This window comes from Levilactobacillus humaensis, from assembly GCF_024345185.1.
Taxonomy (GTDB): Bacteria; Bacillota; Bacilli; order Lactobacillales; family Lactobacillaceae; genus Levilactobacillus; species Levilactobacillus humaensis.
The window spans coordinates 1-12,857 of record NZ_BROB01000014.1; the positions used below are offsets into that span (position 1 = coordinate 1).

Genomic DNA, 12,857 nt, shown 5'->3' on the forward strand with positions numbered 1-12,857 from the left:
TGGATTCATCACAAGAAGACACCTTGGGAACAACAAGAAGAACTTCTCAAGCAGAAAATACTCGCGTATTTTGAAAAGCATCGTCAAAGAATCGGTGCCAGAAAAATGAAGCTTTATCTTGAACACGATGAGTCAATCTCCTTCTATGTCTCACTCAAACGAGTTAAACGGCTTATGACGGTCCTTCATCTCAAATGTCAGAGTCGAGTGAAGAAACATCATCGAGTAAAACAAGCGGAGCAAGAGCTTCGAGATAATGTATTAAATCAGCAATTTGATAAAACAACCGGACCAAATCAAATCTGGTTGTCAGATTCTACTGAGGTGCACTATGGAGTTAATGGTGAGTTTAAAGCACGGCTGTGTGGCGTCCTAGATCTGCATGGCAGATATCTCATAGCACATAGTCTGAGTACGACTGAGACTAGTGAAGCTATGATTCAAACCTTCAATCAAGCTTTTCAAAAATCTAGCGAGATACACCCGATGGTTCATACTGACCGTGGGTCAGCATTTACTTCAAAAGCTTTCAATAATTTGATGACTGAGCACGGAGTGATCAGAAGCATGTCACGTCCAGGAACACCATATGATAATGCGCCAATGGAGCGTTGGTGGAATGAATTCAAATTAAACTGGTTAGATAGTCATCCAATGCCAAAGACGAGGGAAGAGTTAGTGAAACTGATTGAAGCCGGCATTTACTACTTCAACTATATTGATCGAACAGCACAAAGAAACGGCTCCACCGCGAATGAATACCGCGATGAGGCCGCTTAAGTAACACTAAAAATTATATTATTTCAACTGTCAACTTGACAGGGACTAGTACATCACTGTGATCAAGCTACCTTTTTTATTAGGCTTTTAGGTCCAGTTGCGTACACTAAAGGCATAAGAAAACTGTTGCTAGTCATCAAGAAGTAATCTTGATGACTAGCAACAGCTAGTTTAGAACCTTATTTTCTACCAGTTAATTTGAGCTTCTGAATTCATGCCCTGATAAATTTTAATCGTGCTTTCCATATAACTCTGTAAGTCAGTTGTACTGGACACAAGACTGCCATAGAACTGCTTGACTAAGAACATGCCAATTAACGAAAGGATTTCATCAGTTGTCAGGTCTTTTCCCTTAGCGTAAACCTCGCCGCTACCTGTGTCGACACCAACTTCAAGCGTTCTTGTATGCCCGAACTGCTCGACAGTGGGGCCATCAGCATGTGTTTTTTCAAGCGCACTCCCAATGTTACTAACTTTTGTTTGCGTCTTAGTCAGAAAGTTGCAATATGACATTCCTAGCATAGCCAGCGAAACGTCGTCTTGCACCGGTTGCTTTTTTACCTTAATTTGCATGTCTGGTTCTACTTCAACAATGAAAATGGGTGCCTTTGTCATAGCTTCTCCTAACTCACTAAAATGATATTTCTAGTGTCTCCCTGACAACGCATTAGACTATGTGGCAAGCAATCTAGCCTTTATAATCAGGGACATTTTTAGATACCTTATAAGTTTAATTTCGAACCGACGAATTGTCAAACCGAGGTCAACATTTTATCAAACAAAACTTCTTCAGGGGTACAGTAATCTAGACCCTCTCTCGGACGGTGATCTAGCTGTCATTGACAGCTCTTAACTTCCTGGTCTGTTCGCGGTTCCAGACTTTTATTTTAGAACCGTAATTGTACCCGCTATGGGTCATTTTATTCAATTAATGTTGTACTTCAATTGTAAATTTGTCGCCCAGTTCGCCCCGTTTCTTACGACAATGGAAAGTTCCAGGAGAATGACTAGGCAGTCAAACGGTTTTCGTTTATAATGGTTAAGATTAAGCATTGAGAGGAGAAGTACGGTGAGTGTCCAGTTCTATATCATCCTAAATGAACACGCGGGTAGTGGCCACGCCAAAGAGGTCTGGCCAGCTATCAAACAACAACTCGACGCCGCTGCGGTCTCCTACGAAGTGGCTGTTTCGGAGTACCCGAATCACGCCGTGCTGCTGAGTGAACAATTTGCAAAACAGTTGCCGGATACCCCTCATCAAGATTGGGTCGTCCTTGCGGTCGGTGGTGATGGCACTTTGCATCAAGCCATCAATGGGCTCACCCGTTTACCCCGACATTATCGGATTCCGGTGGCGTACATCCCAATCGGTTCGGGAAACGACTTCGCCAGAGGCGTCGGCATGGCCCTTGATTGGCAAACGGCGCTGAAACAAGTTATTCAGTGTACCCATACCACCGATATTGACATCGGCAGTTATGATGAAACTATCAAGCAGGAACGTGGCGTCTTTACCAACAATCTGGGGATCGGCTTCGATGCCGCCATTATCTCCCAGGCCAACCAATCTAAGGCGAAGGTCTGGCTGAACAAGCATCACCTGGGTTCCCTTTCTTACCTGGCTTCGGCACTGAGTGTCTATTACAACCAGACGGGGTTCACCCTGACGGTACACGTTGGTAACCAACGTGATATTTACCCGAATGCCTTCCTGGTGACGACCACCAACCATCCCTACTTTGGCGGTGGCGTGGGTATCGCCCCAGGCGCCACGGTTCACGACCACAAGCTTCATCTGGTCGTCATTGAGAAACCGAATTTCTTTAAATTGATCTGGTTAGCCCTGCGGCTCGTATTTAAGCGTCATTTGACATCTAAGGCCGTTCACTACTATCAGGCATCCAATGTCCACCTCACTGTTCCATCCATCGAATACGGCCAATTAGACGGCGAGGAGATGGGGGGACGCTTCTTCGACGTTTACGTCGGTGTCACACAGTACCCCTTCTGGTTTGATATTACCATCTAACGAAAACAACGAAAAAAGGTCAGGACATGATGTCCTGGCCTTTTTTCGTGGCTATCTAACCATTATTTGTTTGTTTAATCTTCCGAAGCAGCCATTGCTTCCAGAATCATGTCCAGCTGAGCGCATTTATCTGACAACGAGGTCATTTCTTCACCATAATGGGGTTCAATTCGTACGGTGTCCTCACTGTGACGAATGCTCTCCGATTCCTTCCGTTTTAATGTCGCCAACTGGTTGTTAGCTTGACGATATTCTTCCAGAATCTCTACTCGATTACTCATCCTTCAACAACTCCTTTAACCAACTATAGAATTTTTTTAACACGTCTATAAATGACTAAAAGGAATCATACCACTTGCCTGTCGATTTGTTAACGATTTTCTTAACTTTTGTTCACGAAAAGGTAAAACTGGCTAAAAGGCCGGCAATTGGTCGCAACAGTCTACTTCAATGTCCCAGCAAATGATGGCATAAAGTACTTGCTAATCTGTTGAACCTTCACGTTGTCCCCTGGTTCAGGTGCGGCAACGAATTGGTTATTCCCTAAGTAGATCGCATCGTGATACGTTGCCCCAGAATTACCCCAGAAGAGGATATCCCCAGGCTTAGCAGTTCCCACGGAGTGCTTCGTGACGAAGGCTTCTTGAGAAACCGTGTTATGTGGCAAGTTCACGCCTAATGCGTTCTTGTAAACGTAAGCGACTAATCCAGAACAGTCCATTCCACTAAGTGAGGATCCACCCCAAACGTATGGAATATTAGCAGAGGCTAACTTCAAAGCTAACCCAGTTACGGAACCACTAGATAAGTTCGCGTTGGTCGTGGCACTCGATGATGAAGACGAAGTCGTCGTAGTCGTCGACTGACTAGCCTGTGAGGCCTGCTTCTTAACGGCTGATTGCGTGGTCGTCTTGATTCGCTTGGTCTGGCTGGTTGCCGTCGCATTCTGGCTACCAGTCTGCGTGGTCTGTTGCGTTTGGCTGGCACTAGCTGGCTGGCTCACGCTACTTTGTTGACTCGTCTGGCTTTGTTGTTGGCTAGACTGTGCCTGTTGAACCTGACTGGAACTTGATTGGCTCACACTAGACTGGCTAGCAACGCTGGACGATGCCTGGCTAGTCTGTGAGTAACTACTTTGACTAGCAGACGATTGTGCGGATTGTGAGACTGGTGTCGTTTCAGCCACTGCTGCGCGCGTATGCTTTTCGGTGCTAGCACTAGACGAACTCGTCGAGACCGTACTTGAAGATGATTGGCTGACACTAGCTGCTTGTTGCTTCTGCTGCTTAGCAGCTGCGGCCTGTTGTTCGGCAACGATCTGAGCCTGAACGGCGTTGGCCTTAGCGGTACTCTGACTCTGTTGTGTCGTTGCGGTCGATGACGTTGTGGACGCACTAGTGGTACTAGTGGCCTTAGCAGCTCCCGTAGGTAACGTTAATTGCTGACCAACACTCAGCATATCCCCAGACAAGTGGTTGGCAGCTTGCAACTGCGCCACGGAAACATGGTAGGCTTGGGCGAGATCCCATAACGTATCGCCAGACTTAACCGTAATTGTTTGCTTGCTCTGTGAGGACTTAACTTGTAATTTCTGACCGACAAAAATCATGTCTGTTGAACTGTCAATTGAATTTTGCTTTTCGAGATCTTGAATGGAAACGCCTAACTTTTGTGAAAGCGCCCAAACGGTGTCCCCGGACTTAACTTGAACGGTATCCGCATTTGCAGTAATGGTGGCACCTGCTGCTAATGCCCCAATGGCACTAACGACGCCAACAACTGCTTTGGTTTTTCGTTGTCCTGTACTCATCTTCACCAACACGTCCTTTTATGACTTTAGATTTTCAAAGCTTGTGAACCCAACCCGCCGAAAATGAAGCAGGTGGTGTTCGTTCATAGTAAATACGAATCACAAATTAATATTACCACACGTTTTCCCAGTTCCTTGTGAATAATTAAGAATTTCATAACTAGTTTTACTCATTGAACTGACGTTCCCTAATTCGTTAATCAATCGCTAAGCGATCGCTGAAAGCCTTGATACCATGGTGAAAAGCGGTTACATTTGTCGAACTCACGTTCATTTTCATTAGCGAACTATCTTGCTTAAAATGATTGGTAATGCATAAACTTTCGTATTCTGATTTCAGTTGCAGCCTACAAGTTCCCGTTGAAGACGCTTTCTGTAAGTTACAATCGTTCCGTTTTGCCTAAAGATTGTGAAATTTAAATTTGGACACAAAAAACGGGAGAAATTCTCCCGTTAATTTGTTATCTCACCAATCTTACGCGTTTCCACCAAAGATGCCGCTGAAGAATGAAACCACTTTATGCCAAATCTGGACAAAGAAATTTTCGGCTTTTTGGGCGTCCGCACTGTTGGCAAAGTCCTTCACGCTAGCCATTTTATTCCCAATACTATTGGCTAAGTTATCAGCCACATTCGTCACGTTTTTAATATAAGTCTTACTGGTTGAAACTGGGGCTGATTGAACCTTACTCAGAGCAACCGCAATATTAGTAATCTGCGTTGAACTGGTTTGGTCCGCAATGCCCTTCTTAGCCAGGGCCTTCTGTAGCATCGCCTCGATATCCGCCTTAGTGGCAAGATCGTTACCATCCTGACGCTGCTTGGCCAGGTCAGACGAGACATCCCCAACCGCTGACATCAACTTACCAGGATACTTGTTATCCTTGCTGTTACTATCAATGGCTGGTTGCGTTGCATCTAGCACACCATTAGCTGCCTGAGTATTTTCGGCATTCAAGGTTAAGCCATCCGCTGCCAGGGCCTTATAAACCCCAGTCAGGGCCGATTCACCAGAAACTGTCTTGTCGGCAGTAACGGTGATAATCACGTCCTTCACCCCGGCCATCGTAGCAACCATGGCATATTGTTGTGAGGTCACTTCGGTAATATTGTTCTGACCATCATAGTCGGCAATGTTGACCTTAACGCCACTGCCTGGGTCGGCAGGAGCTAGTGAAACGGAACTAATCATACTAGCGTCCGTCGTTCCGGCCGAATTCAGGTACTGCGCATAGTCGCTCCCATTAACCGTGAGTTCAGAATAGTTGGATTTGGCCCCTAAGGCTTCACCCACCTTGCTCTTGTCCTCACTGGCTAAACCAGCGCCATAAACCACGTAGGCCTTTGATAAGGCCTTGGTCTGAACGGTACTGCCACTCGAAGCTGAAGAACTGCTAGCGTCCGTCGTGTCCGCATGAACTGCGAGCGTCCGACCACCGAAACCGATTCCCAGTCCCAGCGTTGCCACCGTCAGACCAATTAATAAACGTTTTAACTTCATTAGTTTGCCTCTCTTCTCACTTGATTGACTTCCCTGTGACCTCAGTATATCACGGTCCAGAGCAGTCTTGACGAAACACCCATGAGCTTAGAGAATTCTTCAAATATCGCGTTTATTGCCAGAAACGCCGTGCACCCGCATATTCTGGGGCTAATTTTGATTCCGCCATCTTAATCTTCTGAACTGGTTCTCCCGGCTTGGGCGCATGCAAGAGACAACCCGATCCCGCGTAGAGCCCGACATGATGAATTTCACCAGTCCCATGGTTCTTAGCAAAGAACACTAGATCGCCGGCCGTCAGTTCTTCCGGCGCCACTGGATAACCATTGGCGAACTGGTCACTGGCATCGCGCGGAATGGTGTAACCCAACACACGATGTAAACTGTAAATTAATCCGGAGCAGTCAAATCCTGCTGGTGTCAGCCCGCCCCACAGGTATGGCGTGCCTAGAAATTGTTCGGCCAAGGAAAGGATCCGACTCCCGTCATTCACCCCACTCACGCCAATCTTGGCGGCACTAGCGGCAATCTTTCCTGCCCCCAGTGGTGTCAACACGTCAATCCATTGTGCATCTTGACCAGTTGTTGTGAGAATGGTTCCCATTGGCAATTCTAAACGGGCTTGCTCGTCAGGCCCCAACAGTGTCGTACTTGGCTGAACCAAGCGCACTGTCGTCGTGGGATAATCCAACTCGGCATCGCTTTCGGTCAACTGTGAGAGCGGAATCCAACCGGGATAGCCGCGACGTTCCAACCGATTAGGCTGGCGGGTCACAAAAACCTTTGCCCAGCCCTCGACCTGCTGATCCAGAACAACGCGGTCATTAAACAGGGCTTCGGTTACGAGCGCCTCGTCATCCGACAAACGCTGCAAATCCGCAGGTTTACGGGTGGCCAACCAGGTCGTCAGATCTCCTGATTTAAGATATGCCTGATCACTCTTACCAACTGCCTTGGGTGATGACCATATCAACGCCGTCGGCACCTTGATCCGTCTAATTTCCATTAAAAACCGCCTCCAGTTTCTTTACCCCCAATATACCAATAAATCGGCTAACTTACTAGGCCCGCCCCAATGAAAAAGACCGAGTTAGCTGCGGAAGGCTAACCCGGTCAAGAGGACAACACGTGAAATTATTTAAGTTGCAGGTAGGCTTGAACGACCTTATCCGTCGTAAAGCCAGCCATGGCAATGACTTCTTCGCCCTTACCACTGGCCCCAAAATCATTCTGTGTCAGCGCAACCCCATCGAGACCAACGAACTGATACCAGCTGGATCCACTGGCCATTTCGATCGCCACTCGACGACGAAGCTTCATTGGCAAGACAGATTCTTGGTAATCATGACTCTGGTCATTGAAGGCTTCGAAACTTGGAATCGAAACGACACGAACGTCGTGACCCAACTCTGCCAAGCGTTCCTGGGCGCTCAAGGCCAATTGGACTTCGGAACCAGAGGCCATCAGGATCCCTTCAGCCTCATCCTTAGCATCACGAACCACGTAGCCACCCTGGTTAACGCCAGTGTGAACCTTGGCTGCTGGCAATGGTAAGGTTGGCAAGGCTTGACGCGTCAGCACCAAGGCCACCGGATGATCTGTTGTTTCAAGTGCGGCCTCCCAAGCAGCAGCTGTTTCATTACCATCGGCTGGCCGGAAAACGGTCAGGTTAGGAATGGAACGCAAGGCCGCCAACTGTTCCACAGGTTCATGAGTTGGACCGTCTTCACCAACTGCCAGAGAATCATGCGTGAAGACGTAGATTACTGGCAATTGTTGAATGGCAGCTAACCGCAGGGCTGGCTTCATGTAATCCGAAAAGACGAAGAATGTTGACCCATAAACGCGCGTCCCACCATGTAACGCAATTCCGTTCATGGCAGCCGCCTCGGCAAATTCTCGGACCCCAAACCAGAGATTACGACCCTGGCGATTGGTTGGACTGAACCGTTCCTCGTCGGCCACCGCCGTCTTGTTGGAGCTAAACAGGTCGGCAGACCCACCCCACAAGTTTGGGCAAGACTTACTCAACTGTTGTAGAACCTGTGATCCGCTGGCCCGCGTAGCCAAGGCATCCTTCTTGTAATACGTTGGCACGTTGTCGGCATAATTGTCGGGAAGCGTTTGACTGACTCCCTGAGCAAATTGACGTGACAATTTGGGTTCGGCCTTAGAGTACTGCGCAATTAAGCTGGACCATGACTGATGATTTGCCCAGCCACGCGCCTTAATCGTACTCATGAAGCGTTCCGTAACGGCTTCGGGTACCGTGAAAGGATCTTCGTTCCAGTGGTAGAAATCGCGGGTTGCCACGAGCTCGTCATCACTGAGGGGTGCCCCGTGAACCTTGTTTGTCCCAGCCTTAGGGCTCCCGGCCCCAATCTGTGTCTTTACTTCAATCAAAGTTGGGCCGCCCGCGTTTTGCTTAGCGGATCGAATGGCCGCATCAATTGCCTCAAGGTCGTTACCGTCCTCGACACGCGAGTAATTCCAACCGTAACTTTGGAAACGTTCGCCAACGTTGTCGTGGCTGGCGTTGGTCAGTGGACCATCCAATGAAATATCATTTGAATCATATAAAACGATCAAGCGATTCAATTGAAGTTGCCCGGCTAAACTCGCAGATTCAGCCGCAACCCCTTCTAGTAAGTCCCCATCACCACAGAGGGCATAAGTATAGTGGTCAACCACGTCGTAATCGGGACGATTGTAAACACCACGTAAATGACTCTCGGCAATGGCCATCCCAACAGCCATCCCAATCCCCTGACCCAGTGGACCCGTAGTGGCATCAACACCAGGCGTCACCCCATATTCAGGATGTCCAGGGGTCTTGCTCCCTAACTGGCGGAAGCTCATCAGGTCTTCTCGCGTAATCGCAAAACCACTCAGGTGAAGTAAACTGTAGAGCATGGCTGACCCATGACCGGCGGATAAGACGAAACGGTCGCGGTTGAACCATTGTGGAAACGAAGGATCAACGCGCAAGTGCCGTGAAAACAGCACGTAGGCCATTGGGGCGGCGCCCAAGGGCAACCCTGGATGCCCAGAGTGAGCCCGAGAAATCATATCCATACTTAACATCCGGACGGCCGTAACCGCTTGGGTGTCCACATCATCAAATTTAATTGGTGCCGATTGTTCATTCAACATTTGTTAATTAACCTCACTTTAGTCAACCGGACAGACCACGGTCGACGGAAATTTATAGATTGGTGTCCAAAACACGTCAGGAAATCTTCCCGACTTTCATAACTATACCAATTCATCAGATATAATGCAACCATCTTGCAGAGAGTTATCCTAGCGAGGTTTATAATTAATATAATCTTTAATATTCAGATAGACCGCTTTGATGATGTTGCAACCGGTTGTCTTTTCTGGCCATAAAAAAACGATCCATTTCCAACCAAATTGGAAAGGATCGTTTAACTTACAAATTAGTTTTCAGGACACCCTACTTGCTGGCTTCGATCACTTGATCGTAGGTTGGGATTGAAGGCATAGCCCCTAATCCTTGAACCGTCAATGAGCTGGCACGTTGTGCGAAGACCAAGGCCGTTTCAATATTACTCAGGTCCGGCTTCAATTGTGAGCTCAAGGCACCAATGAAGGTGTCACCGGCAGCGGTCGTGTCAACGGCCTTAACCTTGAAGGCTGGCACGAAGCCGGAAGCCTTTTCGGTAGCATAGTAGGCACCTTTACTACCAACCGTGATAATCAAGTTCTTAACACCCATTTCACGGAATTTCTTAGCGTTGGCGTCCATTGAAGCCACATCAGTGACTTCAATACCCGTCAAGTCGGCACTTTCGGTTTCGTTAGGCACAACCAAATCGGTGTAAGTCAACAGTTCTGGACTGATCTCAGCGGCTGGTGCTGGGTTCAAGATCGTTGTCACACCATGCTTCTTAGCCACCTTAAAAGCGGTTAAAGCAGCAGCTTGTGGTGTTTCGAACTGTGTGATCAAGAAATCTTCGTTCGCAATGTCATCTTCATCGGCCAACACTTCTTTTTCTTCGATCTGTTGGTTGGAACCGCCGTAAACCAAGATACTGTTTTGACCAGCTTCATCCAAGAGAATGAATGCAGACCCGGTTCCGACAGTTTGATCTGTCACGATAGCACTGGTGTCAATGTCATCATTTTGCAGAGATTCAACCATGAAACGACCAGCATCGTCGTTTCCGACCTTACCGATAAACCGCGTTTTGGCACCGGCACGTGCAGCTGCGACGGCTTGGTTAGCACCCTTACCACCAGCGGCACTACTCTTGTTTTCAGTTGACAAAGTTTCACCGGGTAACGGCATGCGAGGTACCCGTAAAGTTGTATCCACGTTGAGACTTCCAAGAACAGTTACTTTGTTTGCCATAATTAAATTCCACTCCTTAACCAAATTCCGTTCGTAAAACGTTTTACTCACTACCGACACGCGCGGCAATTTGTTTTCTTATCACTAGCGTATCATTTTTCGAAAGGGCTTACAAGTCCCAATTGTGAAAAGTTAAGACGAAGCGGGCCCGGTACTCTCACGTTGTTTTAGATCCACCGGTAACTCCACGGCTTGCGGGGCTTGCCGGCTGTTTTGGATGCGGTTAATCAGGAGCATGGTCGCCTGGCGCCCCATCGTCACCACTGGTTGGTGAACGGTACTGAGTTTCGGGACGATATACTCATCAAAGTCGATATCATCGTACCCCATCACTGAAACATCCTCTGGAACCCGTTTACCCTCTTCGTGGAGCCCTCGAATCAGCCCCATTGCCGTTTCGTCGTTAATCGCAAAGACTGCCGTGGCGGAAAGTGCCAGGACCTTAGCGGACGCCTGGTAACCCCCGAGCTTAGACATCGACGACAAGATAATCGACTCGTTCGGTAAGTCCACGCCATCTTGGGCGAGACGATCCTTGAATCCGGCTAACCGAATCCGTAAGTTTTCAGTGGCATGTTCCGGCATGACGACCGCAATCTTACGGTGTCCCAGTGACAGCAGATGTTCCGCCGCCAACCGACCACCATGATCCTCGTCGATGCGGACCCGATCCATACTTGGCCCCCCGTTCTGATCAATCAGGAGGTACGGAATCCCATTCTTTTTCAAAATATTATCAATGGCTTCCGCCGTAATGGACGCACTGGCAATGATTAACCCGTCGACTGCCCGCTTAATCAATTCCTGCAGGTAGTAACTTTCCAAATCTTCGTCATGGTCTGCTCCGAAAATCAACGGAATAAACCGTCGTTCACGGCTCGCCGACTGGACGCCGCGGATGAACATGCTAAAGAATGGGTTTCCCAGGTTGGGCACCAGCACCCCAATCGTCTGGGCAGACTTCATGATGAGGTTACGTGCGTTGAAATCGGGCACGTAGCCCAATTCTTCTTGCAAGTGGTGCACACGGCGCCGGGTCTCCAGGCTAAACCGTTCGCCCTTACCATTTAAAATTTGTGAAACTGTGGTGACTGATACCCCAGCGGCTTCCGCGAGGTCTCGAATCGTTACTTTCCGTGTCATAGCACCCTCCACACCGTCTAGATATCCTCAAGGTTTCCCGTTTCAGTTTCATCTAGCATTTAACTCTAAAACCACTAGCGACTGGCCGTGCGTTTGGCACAGTAGCCCCTAATGGCTAGAAGACAAGTTAATCTTGCTGACTATCGTTTAACTTAACCGCTTGTGAAACGTGACCGTTGGTGGCACCCAACAGTGCCTTGGCCTCAGCAATCGTGCCCTTGGTTTCGATTAAGACAATCGCCAAGGGAACGTTATTGCCAGCACGGTCTAAGGCACGTTCGGCAGCCAAGGTTGACGTCTGAGTAGCCTCGGCAATGATCTTCTTGGCCCGCTCAAAGGTCTTCCCATTTGATGGGACCACGTTAATCATCAGGTTCTGATAAACCTTCCCAGATTTAACCATAATGCCCGTGGACAACATGTTCAAGACCATTTTTTCAGCGGTCCCGGCCTTTAACAAAGTGGCCCCAGTAATGACTTCTGGTCCCACAACTGGGGTGATTGGATAGTCGGCAAGATTGGCCAACGGACTGTCCTCAATACACGAGAACCCAATACCCAAAGCACCCTGATCCTGAGCAAATTGTAAGGCACTCACCGTGTATGGCGTTTGCCCCGATGCGGCACTGGCAATCACCACATCTTTAGGTCCCAGGTTAACTGCCGCCAAATCATCCTGCGCCAGTTCCGGTGAATCTTCAACCGCTTGAATGGTATGGGTCAACGCCTCGGTGCCCCCGGCAATCAAGCCAAAGGTTTGCTCGGCCGTCAAACCATAGGTTGGTTGTAACTCCGTCGCGTCAATAACCCCTAATCGACCTGACGTTCCGGCACCGACATAAATCAATCGGCCACCATCGTCGAACTTAGGGAATGCGGCATCAATCGCCGCGGCAATTTCAGGTAATTGTTTTTGTACCGCACGCGCCACTCGGTGGTCCTCGCGATTAATGGTTGCCACCATTTCCAAAGTCGATTCCCGATCAATATGGGTCGAGCGGTGATTTCGTTGTTCCGTGAGCAAGTCATCAAAATGCATCGTGTAGACCTCCAACTTTCACTATGTATGGCGAATAATGTATTCGCTTTCATGATTACTATGTTAGGTATAACATGTTTTCCAGATAATTTCAACGACCATTTCAATTCCCCCTGATTTTGACTTGATTTTACAAAAAAAGCCCGGGAAAATTTCTCGGACTTTCAATCATTCAACTTT

General features: G+C 48.3%; 11 protein-coding genes. 2 read left to right on the plus strand and 9 right to left on the minus strand.

Annotated elements, in window-relative coordinates; all coding sequences use genetic code 11:
* A partial coding sequence (locus tag OCU14_RS05955; protein ID WP_261810221.1) for an IS3 family transposase occupies positions 1-780 on the plus strand: 780 nt, incomplete at its 5' end.
* Between the two features lie 186 nt (positions 781-966).
* Here the strand turns inward: OCU14_RS05955 and OCU14_RS05960 are convergent.
* Positions 967-1,395 (minus strand): hypothetical protein, encoded by a 429-nt coding sequence (locus OCU14_RS05960; RefSeq protein WP_261810222.1) that lies wholly within the window; start codon positions 1,393-1,395, stop codon positions 967-969.
* Between the two features lie 454 nt (positions 1,396-1,849).
* Between OCU14_RS05960 and OCU14_RS05965 the strand changes: the two genes are divergently transcribed.
* Positions 1,850-2,809 carry a diacylglycerol/lipid kinase family protein gene (locus OCU14_RS05965; RefSeq protein ID WP_261810223.1) on the plus strand — a complete coding sequence of 320 codons (960 nt, stop codon included), beginning with the start codon at positions 1,850-1,852 and terminating at the stop codon, positions 2,807-2,809.
* 74 nt (positions 2,810-2,883) lie between these two features.
* Here the strand turns inward: OCU14_RS05965 and OCU14_RS05970 are convergent, their stop codons facing one another.
* The 8 genes from OCU14_RS05970 to murQ all read right to left on the minus strand — a co-directional run bounded on the left by OCU14_RS05970 (position 2,884) and on the right by murQ (position 12,677).
* Positions 2,884-3,090 carry a hypothetical protein gene (locus OCU14_RS05970; RefSeq protein ID WP_261810224.1) on the minus strand — a complete coding sequence of 69 codons (207 nt, stop codon included), beginning with the start codon at positions 3,088-3,090 and terminating at the stop codon, positions 2,884-2,886.
* A 161-nt stretch (positions 3,091-3,251) separates the two neighbouring features.
* Entirely contained in the window at positions 3,252-4,619 is a 1,368-nt protein-coding gene (locus tag OCU14_RS05975; protein ID WP_261810225.1) for a LysM peptidoglycan-binding domain-containing protein, read from the minus strand.
* Positions 4,620-5,094: 475 nt separating this feature from the next.
* A complete protein-coding gene (locus OCU14_RS05980) occupies positions 5,095-6,120 on the minus strand; it encodes a DUF1002 domain-containing protein (protein ID WP_261810226.1) in 1,026 nt (341 codons plus the stop codon).
* A gap of 112 nt (positions 6,121-6,232) precedes the next feature.
* Entirely contained in the window at positions 6,233-7,126 is an 894-nt protein-coding gene (locus OCU14_RS05985; RefSeq protein WP_261810227.1) for a C40 family peptidase, read from the minus strand.
* A 128-nt stretch (positions 7,127-7,254) separates the two neighbouring features.
* Complete coding sequence (gene tkt, locus OCU14_RS05990) at positions 7,255-9,273, minus strand: transketolase (protein ID WP_261810228.1); 2,019 nt, start codon at positions 9,271-9,273, stop codon at positions 7,255-7,257.
* Positions 9,274-9,577: 304 nt separating this feature from the next.
* Positions 9,578-10,495 carry a ribokinase gene (gene rbsK, locus OCU14_RS05995; RefSeq protein ID WP_261810229.1) on the minus strand — a complete coding sequence of 306 codons (918 nt, stop codon included), beginning with the start codon at positions 10,493-10,495 and terminating at the stop codon, positions 9,578-9,580.
* A 132-nt stretch (positions 10,496-10,627) separates the two neighbouring features.
* Positions 10,628-11,638 (minus strand): ribose utilization transcriptional repressor RbsR, encoded by a 1,011-nt coding sequence (gene rbsR / locus OCU14_RS06000; protein WP_261810230.1) that lies wholly within the window; start codon positions 11,636-11,638, stop codon positions 10,628-10,630.
* A gap of 127 nt (positions 11,639-11,765) precedes the next feature.
* Positions 11,766-12,677: an N-acetylmuramic acid 6-phosphate etherase gene (gene murQ / locus OCU14_RS06005; RefSeq protein WP_261810231.1), complete on the minus strand. Its 912-nt coding sequence runs from the start codon at positions 12,675-12,677 to the stop codon at positions 11,766-11,768.
* Between the last annotated feature and the right edge of the window lie 180 nt (positions 12,678-12,857).